Source organism: Mycobacterium sp. C31M (assembly GCF_053345865.1).
Genome location: NZ_JBKFAX010000016.1, coordinates 1 through 21,784, shown reverse-complemented (window position 1 = coordinate 21,784; position 21,784 = coordinate 1). Strand labels below are relative to the sequence as shown.

The following is a 21,784-nucleotide window of genomic DNA, read 5'->3' as shown; positions in this document are numbered from 1 at the left end:
CTGTATGCGGTTACGGCGCAGTGATGTCAGCGGCCCAGGTATCACCCGGCGGCGCAGCGGCACCGGGTTCGCTTACTGCGGACCCGATGGTCGGCGGTTGGATGACGCCGCCGACCGGGCCCGGATCACGGATCTCGTCATACCGCCGGCGTGGCGCAAGGTGTGGATCAGTCCGCATGCCAACGGACACATCCAGGCCATCGGCACCGATGTCGCCGGCGGTCGGCAGTACCTGTGCCACCAGGGCTGGCAGGACGAACGCACCGAGGAGAAGTTCGATCGAGCCCTGGAACTCTCGGTGCTGCTTCCGGATTGGCGAGAACTCGCCCGGGATCTCGCCGGGCGTGGGCTGAGCCGGGACCGGGCCGCGAAGAAGCGCAACCCGCAGGACGCCCGGGCGATCTTGGAGAAAGCCACCCGCACGTTGTTGCGCAAGGTCGTCAAGGGTTGATCGCACGGTTTCGCCTTCGAGCACCCCGGGAATTCAGCTCGGACAGTGAACCTTCGGGAGGTGATGGCGATGCCGAATCCGTCGCTCAAGAACGAAAAGATGTACGAAGACTTACGCGAGCAGGGCAATTCGAAGGAGAAGGCGGCACGGATCTCGAATGCCGCCGCCGCACGGGGCAAGTCCGCCGTCGGGCGCAAGGGTGGTGAATCGGGTTCCTATGACGATTGGACCGTCGACGACCTCAAGAAGCGGGCCAAGGAATTGGGGATGTCCGGTTACTCCGGACTGACCAAGGACAAGCTCATCGACAAGCTACGCAATCACTGAACTGAGATGCCCAGCCCGTCGGCCAGCGTGAGGAACGCGGCCGCGAACGGGCTGTCTGCGGTGTCGCGGCGCACCGCACCCCAGTCGATACGCTCGCGCACCGCGCGGGCCGCGGGCAGCAACGACGCGAAATCGCAGTAGTGCTCGTTGAGTGCCCGCAGCGTCTGGGTGAGCACCAATGTGACAGGCAGGACCGGCATCCGGATCGCGAGCACGTCGACTTCCTCGGCGCACGCCAACGTCTCGGCGGTGACCGCAGTCCCGTTCAGGCGATGCAGGACATCGACGAGCACATCGCCACTGTGCGCCTTGAACAACCAGTCCTCGGGCGGACGCTCGATGCGGAAGCCGGCCTTGCACAGGGTGGCCGCCGCCGCTTCGGTGTCCGCCTCTGCCACGACGAAATCGACGTCATGCGAAGGCTCCGGGCCACCGGCGACCCAGAACGCATAGCTGCCGGCAAGGGCGAAGCGCGGACCGTGTTCCTTGAGCGCCGATGCGGCGGTCCGCAACGCCGCTCGCAGCTCCTCAGGTGTGGACATGTCATCCTGGGTACCCAGCTGGCATGCGGATAGCGACGTTCAATATTCTGCACGGCCGCACGGTGGGTGACGGTGTGCATCCCGAACGGCTGGCCGATGCCGTGCGGCAACTCGATCCCGACGTGTTGGCGCTGCAGGAGGTCGATCTCGAACAGCAGCGGTCGGGACGCGCCGACCTCACCGCTGTGGCGGCCGAGGCGATGGATGCCAAGGCGCACCGATTCGTCGCCGCCATCTCGGGGACTCCCGGCGCCACCTGGATGGCCGCGACCGGCAAGGAGCAACCGGGTACCGCGGCCTACGGTATCGCTCTGCTGTCGCGATATCCGGCGACGAGCTGGCAGGTGGTCCGGTTGCCGCGGATTCCGACGCGGTTCCCGATGTATCTGCCGGGGCCGAACAAGGTGATGATCGTCGACGAGGAGCCGAGGGCGGCGGTGATCGCGCAACTGGACACGCCCCTGGGGCCGATGTCGGTTGCCAACACCCATCTGTCCTTCGTGCCCGGCTGGAACCGTCGGCAGTTGCGGCGGCTGTGCCGGGACCTGCGCGGCCTGCCCGGTCCGCATGTGCTGACCGGCGATCTCAATCTCGGTCCGGCCGCTGTCACCCGGGTATCCGGATTGCGCTCGCTTGCCGGCGCGCCGACATTTCCGGCCGAGAATCCGACCAAGCAACTGGACCACATACTCACCGACGACCCCGCACTGTGCGCGCGTAACTGCGACGCACCGGCGGCTGCGCTGTCGGACCATCGTCCGCTGGTGGTGGATGTCGAGTTGGGCTAGTCCTCGGAACGAGCCTCGGCGCCGGTCTCACCGGCATCGAAGTCGTCGTCGGAGAAGGTGCGCCCGACATACGAGCCGCCGTCCTCGCCGTCTGCTCGCGAACTCGCCACCTTGGGGTCGTCCTCGACATCGCTTTCACTACGTTCGGAATTCGGACCGTTCATGGCCGAGCGGATACCCGAGATTGGCGCGGCGGAAAACGGGAACGCTGATTGGCATGGCTACTTATCGAGTATTGAATCCCAAGGGCGATGTCGTCGACACCAAGGACATCGAAAGCGCCGAAGACGCCCATGCCTGGTTCGTCGATCAAAAGGCCGACAATTCCGAGTTGGGCTGGCGGATGGAGGTGCGTTCCGGTGACGGCGGATGGGCCTTCTTCGACGACAGTGAGGGCGCCTCGGACTGATCATGAAAGCAGTGACGTGGCACGGTAAACGCGATGTCCGGGTGGAACAGGTATCCGACCCGAGAATCGAGCAGTCCACCGACGCGATCATCGAGGTGACGTCGACCAACATCTGCGGTTCCGATCTGCATCTGTACGAAGTGCTCGGAGCCTTCATGAGCCCGGGTGACATTCTGGGCCACGAGCCGATGGGCATCGTGCGGGAGGTCGGTGCCGATGTCACCAACCTAAAGCCCGGGGACCGGGTGGTGATCCCCTTCCAGATCTCATGCGGCAGTTGCTTCATGTGCGACCTGCAGCTCTACACCCAGTGCGAGACCACGCAGGTACGGGAACAGGGGATGGGTGCAGCGCTGTTCGGATACTCCGAGCTCTACGGGCAGGTTCCCGGCGGGCAGGCCGAGTTGTTACGTGTGCCGCAGGCGCAGTTCACCCACATCAAGGTGCCCGACGGGCCCCCGGATTCGCGCTTCGTCTACCTGTCCGATGTGCTGCCGACCGCGTGGCAGGCGGTGATGTACGCCGACATCCCCGACGGCGGTTCGGTCACGGTGCTGGGCCTGGGCCCGATCGGTGATATGGCGGCCAGGATCGCCGCGCACCTCGGGTATGAGGTCATCGCCGTCGACCGTGTGCCCGAGCGGTTGGCGCGCGCGCAGGCGCGTGGGCTGCGGACACTGAACGTCGACGAGAATCCGCAGATCGGCGATGCTATCCGCGAGATCACCGGAGGCCGCGGCACCGACTCGGTCATCGACGCCGTCGGCATGGAAGCCCACGGATCGCCGATAACCAAAGCCGCACAACAGGTCACCGGCCTGTTGCCCGATGCGCTGGCCAAACCGTTGATGGAGAAGGCCGGGCTCGACCGGTTGGACGCGCTGTACTCGGCCATCGATATCGTGCGACGCGGTGGGACGATCTCGCTGATCGGTGTCTACGGCGGGATGGCCGATCCGTTGCCGATGCTCACGTTGTTCGACAAGCAGGTCCAGTTGCGAATGGGACAGGCCAATGTGAAGAAGTGGGTGGACGACATCCTCCCGTTGCTCACCGATGCCGATCCACTGGGTGTGGACAGTTTTGCCAGCCACACCCTGCCCCTCGATGAGGCTCCGCATGCCTACGACATCTTCCAGCGCAAGTTCGAGGGCGCAGTCAAAGTCATCCTGACCCCCTGACCACTGCTTGTGTACCGTACCCGGCATCCGGGTACGGTTGTGCTGTCCGGGGGATCGATGACGACTGCGAAATCGAAGGACGGCAACTTGGTACGTGATCTGAGACACACCAATGGAATTGATCGAAAACACACGGTGGGCCGCAGAACACTTCTCAAACTTCCGCTGTTGGTGCCGCCCGCGGCAGCCGCGGTCAGTGTGGCGCCACCCGCTTCGGCGGTGGCGGACCGTTGGTCCAACGACCGGGCGCATCGCTGGTTCCGGGCCCAAGGCTGGCTGGTGGGCGCGAACTACATCACCTCGAACGCGATCAATCAGCTAGAGATGTTCCAGGCCAACACCTTTGATCCGATGCGCATCGACAACGAATTGGGCATGGCGCGCTCGATCGGGTTGAACACCGTGCGGGTGTTTCTGCACGACCAGCTGTGGACGCACGACCGGGTAGGTTTCCACAAGAGGCTGGGACAGTTCGTCGACATCGCCGCCAAGCACGGAATTCGGCCGCTGCTGGTGCTGTTCGACTCGTGCTGGGATCCACTGCCCAAGGCCGGCCCGCAGCGGGCGCCGACACCGGGTGTACACAACTCCGGCTGGGTGCAGAGCCCGGGTGCCGAACGCCTCGACGACCGACGATACCGGCAAGTATTGCAGGAGTATGTAATTCGTGTCATAACCCAGTTCCGAAACGACGAGCGGGTGTTGGGCTGGGATCTGTGGAACGAGCCGGACAATCCCGCTGCCGTGTACAAGGCGGTCGAGCGTGAGGACAAGCCGCAGTTGGTCGCCGACCTGCTACCGCAGGTGTTCCGCTGGGCGCGCACGGTGGATCCGATCCAACCGTTGACCACCGGCGTCTGGGAGGGCGAGTGGGGTGATGCGTCCAAGCGCAGCGAAATGGCCGATATCCAACTGGGTCTCGCGGACGTCCTCAGTTTCCACAGTTATGACAACCCGGCTGGTTTCGAACGACGGATCGAAGAACTCCAGCCGTGGGGCAGGCCGATGATGTGCACCGAGTACCTGGCGCGCACCGAGGGCAGCACCATCGAGGGCGTGCTCCCGGTGGCGAAACGCCGCCACGTGTGGCCGTTCACCTGGGGTCTGGTCGCCGGGAAGTCCCAGACGTTCTTCCCATGGGACTCTTGGGACAAGCCGTATGACAAGGTCCCGCCGAAGGAGTGGTTCCACGACCTGGTGTTCGCCGACGGTCGGCCATACCGCCCGCACGAGATCGATACGCTCAGATCTCTTGGAAGAGTTGGATGAGATTGCCGCAGGTGTCATCAAGCACCGCGGTGGTCACCGGCCCCATCTCGGTGGGCGGTTGGGTGAAGCGTACGCCGAGTTCGGACAGGCGACCGTGTTCCGCGCGCACATCGCCGACGGCGAAGGCCGTCATCGGGATTCCGTCGTCGACCAAGGCGTCCTTGAACGGGCGTGCGGCAGGGTGTCCGTCTGGTTCGAGCACCAACTCGGTGCCGTCGGGGTGCTCCGGTGACACCAGGGTGATCCATCGCGGACCGCCGCCGCCCATCGGCACATCGTGCTTGAGTTGGAAGCCGAGCTTCTCGGTGTAGAACGTCAACGCCTTGTCCTGATCGTCGACGAACACGCTCGTGTAGCTGATCTTCATGGTGTATCCCTGTCTGGTCTGGCGAGCCAGCGCGCGACGATCGGTTCCAGGGGAGCGGTGTTGATGTGATGGAACTTGTACCGCCCCTCGCGTCGGACGTCGATCAGACCGGCTGCCTCCAACACCTCGAGGTGCTGCGAGATCGCCTGGCGTGACGATGCCAGGCCGTGCCGGGTGGTCAGGCGTCCGCAGATCTCGAACAGCGTCTGGCCGTCGCGTTCGGTCAGTTCATCGAGAATCGTGCGGCGGGTGCCGTCGGCCAGGGCCTTGAACACGTCACCCACGACGCCGCCATAGGCAAGTCATTACTTGCCTGTCAACGCTTCTACAGCCGGTACATCTCACGCGCCATGGCGGCGGTCTCGATCACCTGGTCCCGCTTCGGCGGATAGTGGCGCCGCTCGCGCGGCGGTCTCGGTGGGGCCGGCCGCGTCCAGGCGCGCCACCAGGTGGCCATGAGCCCGCGGAGCGCGGGATGGGCGTTCGAGTAAGTAGACATGTTTTGAAAGCTAACATAAAAAACAGAAGTGCAACATAAGAAATCAAAGTTGACATCAGAAACATGGAGCGAGGGGTACGGTGAAGGCATGACACGGCGGAATTACGCGCAGTTCTGCGGCCTGGCACACGCACTCGACGTGGTCGGAGAGCGCTGGACGCTGCTGATCGTGCGTGAGCTGGGTTCGGGTCCCAAGCGCTACAACCAGCTCGCCGACGCACTGCCCGGGATCGGTACCAGCCTGCTGGCGACCCGGGTGCGTCAGCTGGAGGCCGACGGTGTCGTCGCCCGCAAGCTGCTGCTCGATCAGCCCAGCGCGGCGGTCGCCTACGAGCTGACCGGTACCGGCCGCGAACTGGCGGCCGCGGTGATCCCGCTGGCGCTGTGGGGTGCCCGGCATCTGCTCGACGGCGCGGATGCCGACGAAGAGGTGTTCCGTGCCGAATGGGCGCTGGGCTTCCTGGCCGGCAGCGGGGACACCGAGCTGCCGCGAGATTTCGAAGCGACCTACGAGTTCCACATCGGTGACAGCGTGGCGTGCCTGACCATCCGGGACCGGCGGATGTCGGTGACGCCGGGGCCGGCTGCGCAGCCGGCCACCGTGGTGGTGCGGTCACAGGCCGAGGTGATCGGTGCGATCGCCGGCCGGCGGACGACGGTGAGCGATGCGGTCGCGCAGGGGGAGATGACGGTCGCCGGGGACCCGCAGGCACTGCGGGTGCTCACCGACCTGGTGCAGCGGCGGGTGGCCGCTTAGTCGGGGCCGGCCGTGGTCAACCGGATGACGGCCATGCCCTGTTCGTCGGACTCGGCCAGATCGACCTCGGCGACGAATGCCCAATCATGGTCGCGCGCCGGATCATCGAGGATCTGGCGTACCAGCCACCGGCCGGGTTGCCGCTCGATCATCAACAGCGCCGGCCCGCGCGCATCCGGGCCGATACCGACATCGGCATGTTCGTCGAAGTAGGCATCCCCGGCCTCGGCCCAACGCTGGGCGTTCCACCCCGATCCGGCGTCCAGTTCGCCGAGCTCGGCCCAGCGTCGTCGCGCGAACAGTTCCACCCGTCGGAACATGGCGTTGCGCACCATGGCGGTGAAGGCGCGCTCGTTACCGGTCAGCGGCCGTGGGCGGGCCGGCATCGCGACCGGAACATCATGCGGCTGATCCGGACTGGTCAGCTGCTCCCATTCATCGAGCAGGCTTGAATCCACCTGGCGCACAAGCTCACCGAGCCACTCGACGATATCGGTGACCTCCTCGGTGCGGGCCGAGGACGGCACCCCCGACCGCAGCGCCTTGAAACAGTCGGACAGGTAACGCAGCACCGCGCCCTCGGATCGGGTCAGCCCATACTCGCTGACGTACTCGCGGAAGGTCATGGCCCGCTCCCACATCTCGCGGACAACCGACTTCGGGGACAGCGCGGCGTCCGCGGCCCACGGATTGGTCTGCAGGTACACCGTGTACACGTGTTCCAACAGCTCGACCAGTGGTTTCGGATAGCTGACCTCGTCGAGCAGTTCGATGCGTTCGTCGTACTCGATGCCCTCGGCCTTCATCGCGGCGACCGCCTCACTTCGCGCCTTCTTCAGCTGCGCGGCGGTGATCTGCCGGGGATCCTCCAGGGTCGCCTCGATCACCGAAACCACATCCAGTGCATAGGTTTCCGATGCGGCATCGAGGACGTCGACAGCCGCGAGCGCGAAGGTGGACAGCGGCTGGTTCAGCGCAAAATCCTCGGGCAGGTCCACGGTCAGCTGGTAACGCGGCGGCGGGCCTGCGGCCCGCTCCAAGATGCCGGCCTGCAACAGCGACCGGGCGATGCCGACGGCCTCGCGGATGAGCTTGAGTTGGCGCTTGCGGGGTTCGTGATTGTCGGTGAGCAGCCGGCGCATGGCCTGCCAGGGGTCGCCGGGGCGGTCCACGACGTCCAGGATCATCGCGGTGCTCACCCGCATGTTGCTGGTCAGTGCCTCGGGACCGGCCTCGATCAGCCGGGTCATGGTCTTCTCGCTCCACGGCACCATGCCCTCGGGCACCTTGCGGCGCACCAGTTTTCGTCGCTTTTTCGGATCGTCGGCGACCTTGGCGAACTGCTTGAGGTTCTCCACCTCGTGATCGGGCGCCTGCACCACCACATTGCCGACGGTGTCGAAGCCGGCGCGGCCCGCCCGTCCGGCGATCTGGTGGAACTCGCGGGCGTTGAGCAACCGGGTGCGGGTGCCGTCGTACTTGGACAGCGCCGAAAACACCACGGTGCGGATCGGGACGTTGATGCCGACGCCGAGGGTGTCGGTACCGCAGATGACCTTGAGCAGGCCGGCCTGGGCGAGTTGTTCGACGAGGCGCCGGTACTTGGGCAGCATGCCGGCGTGGTGCACCCCGATGCCGTGGCGCACCAGCCGCGAGAGCGTGGAACCGAACGCCGTAGAGAAACGGAACGCGCCGATATGGTCGGCGATCGCCGCCTTTTCCTCCTTGGACGACATGTTGACGCTCATCAGTGCCTGGGCCCGCTCCAGTGCCGAGGCCTGGGTGAAGTGCACGACGTAGATCGGGGACTGCCGGGTGTTCAGCAGGTCGCCGATGGTCTCGTGCATCGGGGTGGTGGCGTAGTTGTAGAACAGCGGGACCGGTCGCTGCACGCCGGTCACCAGCGCCGTCGGCCGTCCGGTGCGCCGGGTCAGGTCGGCCCGCAGGAACGAGACATCGCCGAGCGTCGCCGACATCAGCAGGAACTGGGCCTGGGGCAGTTCCAGCAGCGGCACCTGCCAGGCCCACCCCCGGTCAGGGTCGCCGTAGTAGTGGAACTCGTCCATGATGACCAGGCCGATGTCTGCCTCGGCCCCCTCGCGCAGCGCGATGTTGGCCAGGATCTCAGCGGTGCACGCGATGATCGGGGCGTCGGCGTTGACGGAGGCATCCCCGGTGAGCATGCCGACATTGGCCGCGCCGAACACATCACACAGCGCGAAGAACTTCTCGCTGACCAGGGCCTTGATGGGGGCGGTGTAGAAACTGGTGCGGTCGGCCGCCAGTGCGGCGTAGATGGCGCCGGTGGCCACCAGCGACTTGCCCGAACCGGTCGGGGTGGCCAGCACGACATTGCTGCCGCTGACCAGTTCGATCAGCGCCTCCTCCTGCGCCGGGTACAGCGCGGTGCCATTGCCTGCCGCCCACTCGGCGAACGCGATGAGCAGCGTGTCGGGGTCGGCATCGGAGTCCGGGGACAGGGGAGGGGCGGTCATGTTGGCTACCAGCCTGCCCGACGGCGTCCGGATCGGAAGGGCGGGGGTTCGTAGGTCGGGCGAACGTTGATCGCCAACGCCCTGACGTTCGGAGCCGTTGTGCGCTAGTAGTGGACTCAACCCAAGCGGAGAGCAGACGCGCAGGAGGTACGTGTAGTGGTCAATTCCGAGGTCGAACGTACCGCCATCGACCACGTCATGGGCCTTGAACGGGAAGCCGGTCGTTCCCCTCAAGACGTGCATCTCCGGGGAGTTCCGTATGACATCGATAGCCCACCGCGAAAATCGAGGTGAAGGCTTTCAGCAGGTCGGCGCGAGGCCAGGGAGTCCCTCTCGAGCACCGCCAATTCGAAGCCGCGAATCAGGATCCGGACAACTACTACCTATACGTCGTCGACAACGTCGCGAACCCAGGCCATGCGATTGACGTGCGGGTCCTCCACGGTGCGTCCTTGCGCACATTGTTGGATCGTTGTCGGCCCACGACGACCTACTGGCCTACTTTTCGAACAGGCGAGTATGACGGGACCGCGCCGGGCGTCGACTGAACGAGACCGCGAACGACAGCAACTAAAAGGCGTCGGGCCCTCATCGCTTAGTCGGTCTAATCGACGGCGACATATCCTGATTCGGTGACTGACCTCTTCCAGATCGGTTCCACCCACTTCGAGTTCGCCCCCGATTCCACTGTCGTGTTCGACGACGGCGGCATGCGCTTCGAGTTCCGCGCCCAACCCATCGACGGGTTCGCACCGGGTTTCCGCAGCGGCACCTTCGGATTCACCGACAAGTACGACGAGCCCTACCGGGTGTCCACGCTGCCCGTCGTGTGGCCCATGGGTCGACGACTTCTACATCTGGGAGGAGGGCTTCGAGTTCGGCGCGAAGTTCTTCGGTCAGGTGACTGTGACACCGCAGCGGATCGAACTGCGCGGCGTCGTCCGCCACGATTACGAGGACACCGGACCTGCCGTCCACATCGTGCGGGGCGTCACGCCGCAGCCGGTCACCCTGGGCGCCCACACCTACGGCAATCTCGACGAGGCGTTGTCCGTCGAGCCGACCCGGGTACGACGAATCCTGTTCCGGGACTGGGACGGACGCTTCCCCGACGAACTGCGCCGGTTCACCGATCTGGAGTTCCTGTCGTTGGAGCAGTTCAATGCCAAGAACCCGGACACCGAGATCCCCGACTGGATCGGTGACCTGACCTCGCTGACCCACCTGTACCTGCGCAGCACTGCGCTCACCTGCATCCCGGACCGGCTCGGCGAGCTGGACCAGATCGACAAGGTCGACATCGAGAAAAAGTACGAGGCGCTGCTCCGCGATATCACCTACCGGCCCGACCTGGCGGTCGCCGTCGACCGCGAACAGTTCCTGGCCCGCAGCAGTCCTTTGCACGTCGACATACTGACGGCCGCGCTGCAGCGACATGGCCTCGGCCATGCCGAACAGACGCTGCTCACGCACGCCCGCCGGGCCGTCCGGCTGCGCACCACCGAAGCCGACGAACCCGCGACCATCGGCGGCACCCGCATCGGTGGTGCCCCGGACCTGCCCGCGGATTTCGACTACCCGCTGACCGACGGCCGGCACTGGCCGTTCCTGGCCCAGCTGAACCTCGACGAACTCGCCCCGCTGCAACCCTGGCTGCCACGAACCGGCCGGCTGTACTTCTTCGGTGAGGGGCAGGACCACGGCGACGGCATCCACGTCGTGCACTCCGATGCCGACACCGTGCAGCCCTATCGGTGGCCGTCGGACGCCGAGTTCACCGGTGACCAGGACGGGCCGTATGCCGGTTTCCGGATCCACGCCGATGCGACGGTGTCGGTGCCCGACCTGTACCGCGCCCACACGGTGTACCCGGACGATCCGGTCCTGCTCGGCATCGAGGCCGATGACGACCTGCTGAAGGCCTACTGGGCGTTGCAGGAGGAGCTCACCGGCAACACCGACCGCCGAATCGGCACCCACACCGTCAACGCCTACGTCTTCACCCAGAACGACACCCCGCAGGACCAGGCCTCATGCGCGCAGGGTGGGCTGCCCGAGGAGTGGATCACCCTGCTGACCTTGGAGTCCGATACCAACCCCGGCTTCTGTTTCTGGGATGCGGGCACGTTCACCGTCTGCATCCACGAGAAGGACCTCGCGGTCGGCGACTTCTCCCGCGTGCAGTGGAGCCTGGAGAGCAGCTGACTACGGACTTTCAAGGGCTGCCGCAGACCTCCGGCACGGAAAGCTGAACAGTGACAGTTCAGAACTTCTTGCGGAGGCATCACGAAATGAAGGTTGTGGTGATCGGCGGCACCGGTCTGATCGGATCGAAGGTCGTCGCCAAGCTCATCGAACTCGGCCACGACACGGTCGTCGCATCGCCGCGGTCCGGGGTGGACACCATCAGCGGCGAGGGCGTCGCCGAGGCGCTGGACGGCGCCCAGGTCGTCGTCGACGTCACCAACTCGCCGTCCTTCGCCGACGACGACGTGTTGGCGTTCTTCACCACCTCGACCGCCAATCTGCTGGCCGCCGAGCGTGTACAGGGTGTCGGCCACCATGTCGCGCTGTCGGTCGTCGGCGCCGCCGGTGTACCCGACAGCGGTTACATGCGCGCCAAGGTCGCGCAGGAGAAGCTGATCGTCGACTCGGGTGTGCCCTACACGATCGTGCGGGCCACCCAGTTCTACGAATTCGTCGAGGCCATCGCCGGATCGGCCACCGACGGCGCGACGGTGCGGCTGCCGCATGCGGCGATGCAGCCCATCGCCGCCGAGGATGTCGCCGAGGGGGTGACCCGGGCGGCGGCCGGTGCCCCCGTCGACGGTCCCATCGAGATCGCCGGGCCGGAGAAGATCGCCATGGACGACTTCGTCCGCACCGGGCTGGCGGCCAAGGACGACCCGCGTGAGGTCATCGCCGACCCGCAGGCACCGTATTTCGGCGCGGTGATCGACGATCGCAGCATCGTGCCCCTCGGCGCGGCGGAGTCGTTGACGGTCTTCGAAACCACGTTTGCACAATGGCTTTCGGCGCACTAGCGGCGGGTCGGTGCGGATAGTCGTCGTCGGCGGCACGGGGCGGATCGGCTCGAAGGTGGTGGCCGAACTGGCCGCCCGCGGCCATGACGCGGTCGCCGCGGCCCCGTCGACCGGGGTGGACGCGGTGACCGGTGCCGGGTTGGCGGATGTGCTCACCGGCGCATCGGCGGTGGTGGACACCTCGAGCTTCGGGTCATCGGACTGCACGGAGGCCCGTGGATTCTTCGCGACCACCACGCTCAATCTGCTGGCCGCCGAGGCGGCGGCGGGCGTCGATCACCACATCGTGTTGTCGATGGTGGGTGCCGACCGGTTGGCACCGGTCAGCGGGTACCACGCGGCCAAAATGCTGCAGGAGCACCTCGTCGCGGCCGGGCCGATTCACCACACCGTGGTGCGGGCGGCCCAGTCCTTCGAGTTGCTGCTCGCGGCAGCCGAATTCGGTGCGCACGGTGACACGGTGCGGGTACCGCCCGCGCTGGTCCAGCCGATCGACTGCGCCGATATCGCCGAGTCGCTTGCGATCGCCGCCGTCAGCGGTCCGCTCGACGATGCCATCGAGGTCAGCGGTCCGGTGACCTATCGGTTCGACGAGATCATCCGGATCGCATTCGTCGCCCGCGGCGACCGTCGCGCCGTCATCGCCGACCCGGCGGCCCCGTTCCGCGGCATCCGGATCGACGAGCGTGCGTTGCTGCCCGCCAGAGGTGCGGTCCGGTTCGAGACCCGGTTCGAGGACTGGCTGAGACTACGGGTTTCCAAGGGTCCGGGATCAATGCCCGGCTGACATCGTCGAACCATGGCGACAATCCTGCTGCAGACCACCATCACCGCGAATTCCGAGGACTGGGATATCAGCCGGTTCTCGCTGCTGGTCGCCGAGCTGCGGGCCGCCGGGCACCGGGTCGTGGCCCGCAACCGGATCTCCCGGGGTGACGATCCGGTGCTCAGCCATGTGGACAAGCTGGGTATCGATCAACTCTGGCTGATGGCAGTCGATCTGGGCGACGGGCTGAGTGAAGCCGATGCCGCCGCGATCATCCGGTTCCGGGCCAACGGCGGCGGTGTGCTGACCGCCCGCGACCACCAGGACCTGGGGTGCTGTCTGCTGCAACTGGGCTCACTGGGACAGCTCAACCAGTTCCACGGTGATGACCCCGAGGCCCCCTGCGACGATCAGGACAACCCCGATATCGCCTGGCCGAACTACCATTCCGGGGCCAACGGGGACTATCAGCCGGTGCTGGTCGACGGTGCGGTGCACGAGTTGTTGCGCACCGACCGCACCCACAGCGGGCGGGTCGAATGGTTCCCGGCGCATCCGCACGAGGGCGCGGTGTCGGCGAACGTCCCACATGCCACGGTGCTCGCCCAGGGGCGTAGTCAGCACACCGGCCGGCGGTTCAACCTGGCGGTGCTGCTCGACGGTGAGCGCGCCGCCGACGGCAGGCCGATGGGCCGCGCCGTCGCGGCGTCGACCTTCCACCACTTCGCCGACTACAACTGGGATATCGAAACCGGCGCACCGTCATTCGTCACCGAGCTGCCCGGGACCGGGATGAAAGAGGATCCGTACCCGTTGCACGCCTTGAAGGATTACGTGCGCAACCTCGCGGACTGGCTGTCGGTGTCAACCGTCGGTGATCAACAACAGTTCGTCACCCGCGGTGAGAACATGGTCGGGTCGCGGTACCAGGACGGTGTCGTCGCGTAACAACGTCACCAACGCCGTGTTCGGCGGCAGATCCACCTGGTCGATCCGGCGGCCTACCAGCGGATTATTCTGTGGCAGAGTGATTTTCGTCAGAGCCGCTTGGCCCTCGCGCAGACCCATCAGCCGGACCAGATGGCCCACGTCGATGGCGCCCTCGATCCCGGCGACCAGTGCACCCGGGGTCGACACGGCCACGTCCACACCCCAGGAGGTGTTGAACAGCCACTGGTTGTCCACATCGTTGATGCGGGCCACCACTCTGGGCACCCCGAACTCCGTTTTGGCGAGCAGCCCGATGACCAGGTTCGCCTTGTCGTCTCCGGTCGCGGCGATCATCACGTCGCAGGTCTGTGCCCCGGCCTCCTGCAGTGTGGACAGCTCGCAGGCGTCACCGAGCAGCCAGTCCGCCGCGGGCACCGTGTGCGGTTCGAAGCGACGGCGCTCCTTCTCGATCAGCAATACCTTGTGCCCGTACTCGAGGAGCTCACGGGCCACCGAGCGGGCGACGTTCCCGGCACCCGCTATCCCGATCCGCAACTTGGCAACCGCCACCCCGATATCTTGACTTATCGCAGTAGGGGGACGGAACCGAAATGACGCTGCACGAGCTGTACCTGGCGCTGCTGATCGGCGGCCTCGTGCTGCTGGCCAGCATCGTCGGTACCCGGGTGGCCACCCGGGTCGGCTTCCCGGCGCTGCTGTTCTTCCTGCTCGTCGGGGTGGTGCTGGGACGTGACGGGCTGGGCCTGGACTTCGACAGCGTGGAGGCGGCCCGCAACATGTGCACCGCGGCGCTGGCGGTGATCCTGGTCGAGGGCGGGTTGACCACCCGGTTCGCCGATATTCGAAAGGTGTTGGCACCGGCCGGTGCGCTGGCCACGGTGGGCGTGTTGGTGAGCACCGTGATCACCGCCGCGGGAGCGCATTTCCTGTTGGCCTTCGAGTGGCAGCTGGCCCTGCTGGTCGGTGCCATCGTGTCGTCCACCGATGCCGCCGCGGTGTTCTCGGTGCTGCGGGTGCTGCCGCTGCCCCGGCGGCTGGCCGGGCTGCTGGAGGCCGAATCGGGTTTCAACGATGCGCCCGCGGTGATCCTGGTGCTGATGTTCAGCGTGGTGCCGTTCGTGTTCGAACCCGCGGGTACCCTGTGGGAGATCGTCTTCGAATTGGTCGCCGGCGCGGTGATCGGGCTGGCGGTCGGCTTCCTGGGGGCATTGACCTTGCGGCGCATGGCGTTGCCGGCGTCGGGCCTGTACCCGATCGCGACCTTCGGGCTGGGTGTGGTGGCCTTCGCCGCGGCCGGAAGCGTGCACGGCAGCGGTTTCCTGGCCGCCTATCTGGCGGCGGTGGTATTGGCCAATTCCGGTCTGCCGCACCGGTCCACCACCCGGTCGTTCGCCGAGGGGCTGGGCTGGCTGGCGCAGATCGGGTTGTTCGTCCTGCTGGGTCTGCTGGTCGATCCCAGCGAGCTGCCCGGCGACCTGGTGCCCGCCATGGTGATCGGCATGGTGCTGCTGCTGGTGGCCCGCCCGGTGTCGGTGGCCGCCTCCCTTGTCGGATTCGGCATCCCGCTACGCCAGCAACTGTTCCTGTCCTGGGCCGGGTTGCGCGGTGCGGTCCCGATCGTGTTGGCGACGTTCCCGATCGTGGCCGGGGTGGCGGGCAGCGAACGGCTGCTCAACATCGTGTTCATCCTGGTCGTGATCTTCACGCTGATCCAGGCGCCGAGCCTGCACCTGGTGGCCCGGCTGCTGGGCCTGACCGAGGTGGGCGCGACCCGCGAGATCCAGGTCGAGGCGGCGCCGCTGGATGTGCTCGACGCCGAACTGCTGACGATGAAGGTGCAGTCGCCATCGCGGCTGCACAATGTGACTATCCTGGAACTGCGGCTGCCCGATCCGGCGGTGATCACGCTGATCATCCGGGACGGCCACACCTTCGTCCCGCTGCCCGACACCCGGATCGCCACCGGCGACGAACTGCTGATCGTCACCACGAGCCGGACCCGGGCGGCCGCCGAGGCGCGGCTGCGCGCCGTCAGCCGCCGCGGCAAGCTCGCCTACTGGTTCGACGAGTACGGCGACCCCGAATAACCTTCGAGCTCAGTCCATTCCGTTGGCCAGGGTCAACGCATCCCCGGACCGGCAGCGGCCCTCGTCGGAAACCAGGTATAGCACCGCATTGGCGACATCCTCGGGTGTCAGCAGGCCGGGCCGTGGGCGGCCCTTGGCGAACACCTGCTCCACATCGGCGCGGCCCGGATCGGGCAGATCCGGCCGGATGACCCGGTACGTCTGCGGGTTGTGGATCATCGGGGTGTCCACCCCGGACGGCATCACCGCGTTGACCGTGATGCCGTGCTCGGCGACCTCGAACGCAAGGGACCGCACCAGCGCGAGGACCCCGGCCTTGGCCGCCGCGTAATGCGCTGCATCGCGGGCGCCGGTGGTGGCGACACTGGACGAGGTGGCGACCAGCCGCCCGGACCGCTGGTCGATCAGATGCGGTAGCACCGCACGGAAGGTGTTGAAGACCCCGGTCAGGTTGATGTCGATCATGGTGCGCCAACGCTGTTCGGACATCGTGGCCAGCGGCGCACCGCTCGCGATTCCGGCGTTGGCGATGACGATGTCGATATGCCCGAACCGGTCTCGGGCGTTTTCGGCCAGCACCTGCAGCGCCGCGAGGTCGCGCACGTCCGCGGTGACCGCCAGGCACTGCCTGCCGTGCGCCTCCACGGCGCGGACGGTCTCGGCGATGTCGGCGGGGGTGGGCAGGTCGTAGTCGACCTCCTCGATCTGCGTTGCGGCATCGCAGAACACGATGTCGGCGCCGTTGCGGGCCAGTGTGACAGCGTGTGCGCGGCCCTGCCCGCGGGCACCGCCGGTGATCAGGGCAATCCGGCCGTCCAGTGTGGTCATGTAGGACAGACTGCCCGCGGTCGGTGAAGTCATCGGCGTGGCGGGTGGCCGGAACCGTCGCGACGTGGTCAGCTGATACAGATGTATTCCACGCGCGCACTGCAGCTGACCCTCGCTTTCGCCGCGGCCGGTGCCGCGCTGCTCGCGGTGTCCGCTCCGGCCGGCGCTGCCCCGGAATCCGACAGCCAGGGCTACGTCAAGTCGTTCGCGCGGTGCGCGGCCCCGGAGGTGCCGGTGATCTTCGGTGCCACCTCGACTTCGCGGGTGGCCGTCTGCGAGGACTCGGACGGCAACTACACCTACCGCGGCGTGCGGGTGCGCGACGGCGCGCAGTTGGAGCTGTCGGCCACCAGTTCCGGCAGTGACTATGTGGCGTTCAACGAGGGCCAGTCCTACACGGTGACGTCCGAGGCGCTGGTGTTCAGCGTCGGCGACGATGTGGTCCGCGAGGAGAGGTGGACCGATGTGCACCAGCCGGGTGCCGCGGCAACCTCCGACGATTCGACCACGTCGACGACATCGACGACGTCTGCGCCGACCACTACCTCTGCTACCTCGGCGCCAACCACCGTGACGACGACCGTCACCCCGACGTCGACGACACCGCTGCCGCCCCCGGGGCCTGCCGAGGTCGGCGGCCAGCTAGGCGAGGTGTTCAGCGGGTCGTGAGGCCGCCAGCATCCGCTGGGCACAGTCGAGCAGGATGCGGTGCAGATCATGGTCGCCGATGTCCTGCAGATGCGGTTCGGCAGTACTGCCGAACACCCCCGAGGTGATCATGCCGATGGTCACGCGGGTCTCGGCATCGTGGTTGGCGCCGATCAGCAGTTCGCGCAGGCTGTCGGCCACCGCCTCGAACTCCTGATGTGACTGCACCAGCGCCAACACCGCCGGGTCGCCGTAGAACAGCGAGCCGATGCGCCGATGCCGCACCGCGAGTTCCACGAACCCGCTGATCGCGGCATCACGGCGGGATTCCGGGGACGGGATCGATTCGGCGATGCGGACCAGGCGCTCCATATCGTCGAAGACCGGTCGCACGACCGCCAGCACGATGTCGTCCTTGGTGTGGAACTGGTAGTAGATGGCGGCCTTCCGCACCCCGAGGTGGTCGGCGATCATCTGCAGCGAAGTACCGTTGACCCCACGCTCGGCGAAGAGATGCAGCGCAGCCTCGATGACCCGTTCGCGCGCAAACCCGCGCTGCGATACCGGCTTGGCCACCTTGCCCCCTTGTAAGTAGCACTCGTCACATTCTCTAGCCGTGTGACTTGTACAAGCTTAGCCGCCTGGCTAACCTGACCGCAGTCGGTAAGGGTACGCTCACTGGCGTGTGAGCGCAGCATATCGGCGCTTTCGGACGACACCGGCCCACGCGGCATGAAAGGCCAACGAGCGAATGGCATCTCAGCAGTGAACGTGCTGAAGAAGATTTGGATCCCGCTGGTGATCGTGGCGGTGGTGTTGGTGAGTACGTTCACGGTGCTGCGGGTGCGGACGTTCTTCGGGACGGGCCCGGGTTACATCTCCACCGAGAACAGTGCCGCCGACGACACCGAGCCGTTCGACCCCAAGGTGGTCAAGTACGAGGTCTGGGGTGAGCCGGGCGCCACGGCGAACGTCAACTACATGGATCTGGATGCCAAGCCGGTGCGTGCGGACAATGTGACGCTGCCCTGGGAGATCACGCTGAGCACGACCGCGCCATCGGTGTTCCCGACGATTTCGGGGCAGACCGATGGGACCACGTTGTCGTGCCGGATCACCGTCGATGACGAGGTCAAGGACGAGCGCACCGTCGACGGGGTGGGCGCGCACACGTACTGCCTGGTGAAGAGCGCATGAGCGAGCGCAGCGAGCGAATCATCGGCACCGAATGCGGACTCCGAGCTTGCGAGGAGAGCGCATGAGCGAGCCGACCACCGACCAGATCCCGGTCGCCACACAGCAGCATCGTGGCGGTATCGCCAAATGGATCCGGACGCTGGCGGTGCCGATCATCATCGGCTGGGTCGTCGTCATCGGTTTCCTGAACGTCTCGGTGCCGCAGCTGGAGACCGTCGGGCAGCTGCGTTCGGTGTCGATGAGCCCGGAGAACGCGCCGTCGGTCATCGCGACCAAACGCGTGGGCAACGTGTTCGGCGAGTACACCTCGGACAGCTCGATCATGATCGTGCTGGAGAGCCAGAACCAGCTCACCGAGGCCGACCGCGACTTCTACAACGACATGATCGACCGGCTGGAAGCCGATCCTGAACATGTCCAGCACGTGCAGGACTTCTGGGGCGACCCGCTGACCGCGTCGGGCGCGCAGAGCTCCGACGGCAAAGCCACCTATGTGCAGGTCTACACGGCCGGTAACCAGGGTGAGGCACTGGCCAACGAGTCCATCGAAGCCGTCCAGAACATCGTCTACAACATGCCGACACCGCCCGGGCTGAAGGTTTTTGTGACCGGGCCGGCGGCCATGCAGGCCGATCAGCAGATTGCCGCCGATCGCAGCCTGAAGATGATCGAGGGTCTGACCTTCATCGTCATCATCGTGATGCTGCTGCTGATCTACCGATCGATCGTGACGATGATCGTCACGATCGTCATGGTGGTGCTGTGCCTGCTGTCGGCACGCGGGGCGATCGCCTTCCTGGGTTATCACGACATCATCGGTCTGTCGGTGTTCGCCACCGGTCTGTTGGTGACGCTGGCCATCGCGGCCTCCACCGACTACGCGATCTTCCTACTGGGTCGATATCAGGAGGCCCGCTCCGCCGGTGAAGACCGGGAGTCGGCCTACTACACGATGTTCCACGGCACCGCGCATGTCGTGCTGGGCTCCGGCCTGACCATCGCCGGTGCGACCTTCTGCCTGCACTTCACCAACATGCCGTACTTCGTCACCCTCGGTATCCCGCTGGCGATCGGCATGGTGGTCGTGGTGTTCGCCGCGCTGACGCTGGGACCGGCCATCATCTCGGTGGTCACCCGGTTCGGCAAGACGTTGGAACCCAAGCGCGCCATGCGGACCCGCGGCTGGCGCAAGATCGGTGCGGCCATCGTCCGCTGGCCCGGCCCCATCCTGATCGCCACGATGGCCATCAGCATGATCGGGCTGCTGACCCTGCCCGGCTATCAGACCAACTACAACGATCGCAATTACCTGCCCGAGGATCTGCCCGCGCAGCAGGGTTACGCCGCGGCGGACCGGCACTTCTCGCAGGCCCGGATGAACCCGGAACTGCTGATGGTGGAAAGCGATCACGATCTGCGCAACTCGGCGGACTTCCTGGTGATCGACAAGATCGCCAAGGCCATCTTCCGCACCGAGGGTGTGGGGCGGGTGCAGGCCATCACCCGGCCGCAGGGCACCCCGATCGAGCACACCTCGATCCCGTTCCAGATCAGCATGCAGGGTACGACTCAGAAAATGAACGAGAAGTACCAGCAGGACATGATGGCCAACATGCTCAAGCAGGCCGACGATATGCAGACGACCATCGCGAGCATGGAGAAGATGAACTCCATCACCGTGCAGATGGCTGCCACCACGCATTCGATGGTCGCCAAGATGAAGGACATGTCGCTCGACATCGCCGAATTGCGGGACAACATCGCCAATTTCGACGACTTCTTCCGGCCGCTGCGCAACTACTTCTACTGGGAACCGCACTGCTTCAACATCCCGGGCTGCTGGGCGATCCGCTCGATCTTCGACACCCTCGACGGCATCGACGTGATGACCGACAACTTCGAGGACATCATCCCGGACATGGAGCGCCTCGACGCGTTGATGCCGCAGATGGTGGCGTTGATGCCCTCGATGATCGCGACGATGAAGAACATGCAGAAGTACATGCTGACCATGTATCAGACGCAAAAGGGCATCCAGGATCAGATGTCGGCGATGCAGGACAACTCGTCGGCGATGGGCGAAGCGTTCGATGCCGCCCAGAACGACGATTCGTTCTATCTGCCGCCGGAGACCTTCGAGAACGAAGACTTCAAGCGCGGTATGAAGAACTTCCTGTCGCCGGACGGGCATGCGGTGCGGTTCATCATCAGTCACGACGGTGATCCGTTGAGCGCCGAGGGTATTGCCAAGATCGACGCGATCAAGAACGCCGCCAAGGAGGCCATCAAGGGCACCCCGCTGGAGGGATCCAAGATCTATCTGGGCGGCACCGCGGCGACCTTCAAGGACATGCAGGACGGCGCCAACTGGGATCTGATCATCGCCGGAATCGCCTCCATCGCACTGATCTTCATCATCATGCTGATCATCACCCGTGCCGTGGTGGCCGCAGCGGTGATCGTCGGCACCGTGCTGATCTCGCTGGGGTCGGCGTTCGGCATCTCGGTGCTGATCTGGCAGCACCTGATCGGTATTCCGTTGCACTGGATGGTGTTACCGATGTCGGTGATCATCCTGCTGGCCGTGGGTGCGGACTACAACCTGTTGTTGGTCGCGCGGCTGAAAGAGGAGATCCACGCCGGCTTGAACACCGGCATCATCCGGGCGATGGGCGGTAGCGGTTCGGTGGTGACGGCCGCCGGCCTGGTGTTCGCGTTCACCATGATCTCGATGGCGGTCAGCGAGCTCACCGTCATGGGCCAGGTCGGTACGACGATCGGGTTGGGTCTGCTGTTCGACACGTTGGTGATCCGGGCGTTCATGACGCCGTCGATCGCGGCACTGTTGGGTAAGTGGTTCTGGTGGCCGCAGATGGTGCGTCGCCGTCCCGTGCAGGTGCCCTGGCCCAAGCCGCCGACGGAGCCGGTCCCGGTCGGCGCGCCGGATACGAAGTAAGGGAGTTGGGTATGGCGACAACCAAATTGGCGGCTGCGCTGGCCGGTGTGTGTGCGGCGGCAGCGGTGGTGTTCGCTGCTCCGGCACACGCCGACCCGGACTCCGCATTCGCCAAGGAACTGCACACCTACGGCATCTACGGGCAGAAGGACTTCAACGCCTGGATCGGCAAGATCGCCTGCAAACGCCTCGACCGCGGCATCGACGCCAATGCCCAGGACT

General features: G+C 65.8%; 24 protein-coding genes and 2 pseudogenes. 17 read left to right on the top strand and 9 right to left on the bottom strand.

The features are described from left to right. Nucleotides 1-4: 4 nt before the first annotated feature. Together ACLBYA_RS22835 and ACLBYA_RS22830 are read left to right on the top strand one after the other, a co-directional pair. Nucleotides 5-364: pseudogene (locus ACLBYA_RS22835) on the top strand (DNA topoisomerase IB); the annotation flags it as partial. A 156-nt stretch (nt 365-520) separates the two neighbouring features. Next, the gene (locus tag ACLBYA_RS22830) at nt 521-778 is read left to right on the top strand and encodes a DUF7218 family protein (RefSeq protein ID WP_447711737.1); all 258 of its coding nucleotides are present in this window, start codon (nt 521-523) and stop codon (nt 776-778) included. Here ACLBYA_RS22830 and ACLBYA_RS22825 read toward each other — a convergent pair. Further along, nucleotides 772-1,320: a hypothetical protein gene (locus ACLBYA_RS22825; protein WP_447711736.1), complete on the bottom strand. Its 549-nt coding sequence runs from the start codon at nt 1,318-1,320 to the stop codon at nt 772-774. The genes ACLBYA_RS22830 and ACLBYA_RS22825 overlap by 7 nt on opposite strands. A 23-nt stretch (nt 1,321-1,343) precedes the next feature. Here ACLBYA_RS22825 and ACLBYA_RS22820 point away from each other — a divergent pair, with 23 nt between their 5' ends. Then, the gene (locus tag ACLBYA_RS22820) at nt 1,344-2,108 is read left to right on the top strand and encodes an endonuclease/exonuclease/phosphatase family protein (protein WP_447711735.1); all 765 of its coding nucleotides are present in this window, start codon (nt 1,344-1,346) and stop codon (nt 2,106-2,108) included. Here ACLBYA_RS22820 and ACLBYA_RS22815 read toward each other — a convergent pair. Further along, entirely contained in the window at nt 2,105-2,272 is a 168-nt protein-coding gene (locus ACLBYA_RS22815) for a hypothetical protein (protein WP_447711734.1), read from the bottom strand. The genes ACLBYA_RS22820 and ACLBYA_RS22815 overlap by 4 nt on opposite strands. Nucleotides 2,273-2,325: 53 nt before the next feature. Here ACLBYA_RS22815 and ACLBYA_RS22810 point away from each other — a divergent pair, with 53 nt between their 5' ends. The 3 genes from ACLBYA_RS22810 (at nt 2,326) to ACLBYA_RS22800 (ending at nt 4,967) form a co-directional block, all read left to right on the top strand. Continuing rightward, complete coding sequence (locus ACLBYA_RS22810) at nt 2,326-2,517, top strand: hypothetical protein (RefSeq protein WP_447711733.1); 192 nt, start codon at nt 2,326-2,328, stop codon at nt 2,515-2,517. Between the two features lie 2 nt (nt 2,518-2,519). Beyond that, entirely contained in the window at nt 2,520-3,698 is a 1,179-nt protein-coding gene (locus ACLBYA_RS22805) for a zinc-dependent alcohol dehydrogenase (protein WP_447711732.1), read from the top strand. A gap of 135 nt (nt 3,699-3,833) precedes the next feature. Then, nucleotides 3,834-4,967 carry a 1,4-beta-xylanase gene (locus ACLBYA_RS22800; protein WP_447711731.1) on the top strand — a complete coding sequence of 378 codons (1,134 nt, stop codon included), beginning with the start codon at nt 3,834-3,836 and terminating at the stop codon, nt 4,965-4,967. Here the strand turns inward: ACLBYA_RS22800 and ACLBYA_RS22795 are convergent. From ACLBYA_RS22795 to ACLBYA_RS22785, 3 genes are read right to left on the bottom strand one after another with little or no spacing between them, the layout of a single operon-like run. Then, nucleotides 4,942-5,334: a VOC family protein gene (locus ACLBYA_RS22795; protein ID WP_447711730.1), complete on the bottom strand. Its 393-nt coding sequence runs from the start codon at nt 5,332-5,334 to the stop codon at nt 4,942-4,944. The genes ACLBYA_RS22800 and ACLBYA_RS22795 overlap by 26 nt on opposite strands. After that, nucleotides 5,331-5,618 (bottom strand): ArsR/SmtB family transcription factor, encoded by a 288-nt coding sequence (locus ACLBYA_RS22790; RefSeq protein WP_447711729.1) that lies wholly within the window; start codon nt 5,616-5,618, stop codon nt 5,331-5,333. Before ACLBYA_RS22790 ends, ACLBYA_RS22795 begins: the two co-directional genes overlap by 4 nt. A gap of 41 nt (nt 5,619-5,659) precedes the next feature. Continuing rightward, nucleotides 5,660-5,833, bottom strand: coding sequence for a hypothetical protein (locus ACLBYA_RS22785; RefSeq protein WP_447711728.1), 174 nt, complete (start codon nt 5,831-5,833; stop codon nt 5,660-5,662). A gap of 88 nt (nt 5,834-5,921) precedes the next feature. On the opposite strand from ACLBYA_RS22785, the gene ACLBYA_RS22780 reads away from it, so the two are divergent. Then, complete coding sequence (locus ACLBYA_RS22780; RefSeq protein WP_447711727.1) at nt 5,922-6,590, top strand: winged helix-turn-helix transcriptional regulator; 669 nt, start codon at nt 5,922-5,924, stop codon at nt 6,588-6,590. On the opposite strand, the gene ACLBYA_RS22775 is transcribed toward ACLBYA_RS22780, so the two are convergent. After that, on the bottom strand, nt 6,587-9,085 hold the full coding sequence (locus ACLBYA_RS22775; RefSeq protein WP_447711726.1) for a DEAD/DEAH box helicase: 2,499 nt from the start codon (nt 9,083-9,085) through the stop codon (nt 6,587-6,589). The two genes, ACLBYA_RS22780 and ACLBYA_RS22775, sit on opposite strands and share 4 nt — an antisense overlap. 290 nt (nt 9,086-9,375) lie before the next feature. Between ACLBYA_RS22775 and ACLBYA_RS22770 the strand changes: the two genes are divergently transcribed. The 5 genes from ACLBYA_RS22770 to ACLBYA_RS22750 all read left to right on the top strand — a co-directional run bounded on the left by ACLBYA_RS22770 (nt 9,376) and on the right by ACLBYA_RS22750 (nt 13,843). Next, nucleotides 9,376-9,633 (top strand): hypothetical protein, encoded by a 258-nt coding sequence (locus tag ACLBYA_RS22770; protein ID WP_447711725.1) that lies wholly within the window; start codon nt 9,376-9,378, stop codon nt 9,631-9,633. Between the two features lie 352 nt (nt 9,634-9,985). Beyond that, on the top strand, nt 9,986-11,290 hold the full coding sequence (locus ACLBYA_RS22765) for a DUF1963 domain-containing protein (protein ID WP_447711724.1): 1,305 nt from the start codon (nt 9,986-9,988) through the stop codon (nt 11,288-11,290). A gap of 86 nt (nt 11,291-11,376) precedes the next feature. Next, a complete protein-coding gene (locus ACLBYA_RS22760) occupies nt 11,377-12,129 on the top strand; it encodes an SDR family oxidoreductase (RefSeq protein WP_447711723.1) in 753 nt (250 codons plus the stop codon). 10 nt (nt 12,130-12,139) lie between these two features. Next, on the top strand, nt 12,140-12,916 hold the full coding sequence (locus ACLBYA_RS22755) for an SDR family oxidoreductase (protein ID WP_447711722.1): 777 nt from the start codon (nt 12,140-12,142) through the stop codon (nt 12,914-12,916). Nucleotides 12,917-12,928: 12 nt separating this feature from the next. Further along, nucleotides 12,929-13,843 carry a hypothetical protein gene (locus ACLBYA_RS22750; protein WP_447711721.1) on the top strand — a complete coding sequence of 305 codons (915 nt, stop codon included), beginning with the start codon at nt 12,929-12,931 and terminating at the stop codon, nt 13,841-13,843. Here the strand turns inward: ACLBYA_RS22750 and ACLBYA_RS22745 are convergent. Next, the gene (locus ACLBYA_RS22745; protein ID WP_447711885.1) at nt 13,760-14,380 is read right to left on the bottom strand and encodes a potassium channel family protein; all 621 of its coding nucleotides are present in this window, start codon (nt 14,378-14,380) and stop codon (nt 13,760-13,762) included. The genes ACLBYA_RS22750 and ACLBYA_RS22745 overlap by 84 nt on opposite strands. Before the next feature lie 56 nt (nt 14,381-14,436). Between ACLBYA_RS22745 and ACLBYA_RS22740 the strand changes: the two genes are divergently transcribed. Continuing rightward, a complete protein-coding gene (locus tag ACLBYA_RS22740; protein ID WP_447711720.1) occupies nt 14,437-15,933 on the top strand; it encodes a potassium/proton antiporter in 1,497 nt (498 codons plus the stop codon). 9 nt (nt 15,934-15,942) lie between these two features. Here ACLBYA_RS22740 and ACLBYA_RS22735 read toward each other — a convergent pair whose 3' ends face one another. After that, a complete protein-coding gene (locus ACLBYA_RS22735) occupies nt 15,943-16,761 on the bottom strand; it encodes a mycofactocin-coupled SDR family oxidoreductase (protein ID WP_447711719.1) in 819 nt (272 codons plus the stop codon). Nucleotides 16,762-16,842: 81 nt separating this feature from the next. Between ACLBYA_RS22735 and ACLBYA_RS22730 the strand changes: the two genes are divergently transcribed. Then, the gene (locus ACLBYA_RS22730) at nt 16,843-17,430 is read left to right on the top strand and encodes a hypothetical protein (RefSeq protein ID WP_447711718.1); all 588 of its coding nucleotides are present in this window, start codon (nt 16,843-16,845) and stop codon (nt 17,428-17,430) included. On the opposite strand, the gene ACLBYA_RS22725 is transcribed toward ACLBYA_RS22730, so the two are convergent. After that, on the bottom strand, nt 17,404-17,985 hold the full coding sequence (locus tag ACLBYA_RS22725; protein WP_447711717.1) for a TetR/AcrR family transcriptional regulator: 582 nt from the start codon (nt 17,983-17,985) through the stop codon (nt 17,404-17,406). The two genes, ACLBYA_RS22730 and ACLBYA_RS22725, sit on opposite strands and share 27 nt — an antisense overlap. Before the next feature lie 156 nt (nt 17,986-18,141). Between ACLBYA_RS22725 and ACLBYA_RS22720 the strand changes: the two genes are divergently transcribed. The 3 genes and pseudogenes from ACLBYA_RS22720 to ACLBYA_RS22710 all read left to right on the top strand — a co-directional run. Continuing rightward, a complete protein-coding gene (locus ACLBYA_RS22720) occupies nt 18,142-18,606 on the top strand; it encodes an MmpS family transport accessory protein (RefSeq protein WP_447711716.1) in 465 nt (154 codons plus the stop codon). Nucleotides 18,607-18,667: 61 nt separating this feature from the next. After that, nucleotides 18,668-21,562 (top strand): MMPL/RND family transporter, encoded by a 2,895-nt coding sequence (locus ACLBYA_RS22715; protein WP_447711715.1) that lies wholly within the window; start codon nt 18,668-18,670, stop codon nt 21,560-21,562. Nucleotides 21,563-21,573: 11 nt separating this feature from the next. Then, nucleotides 21,574-21,784 (top strand): annotated as a pseudogene (locus tag ACLBYA_RS22710) (DUF732 domain-containing protein); the annotation flags it as partial.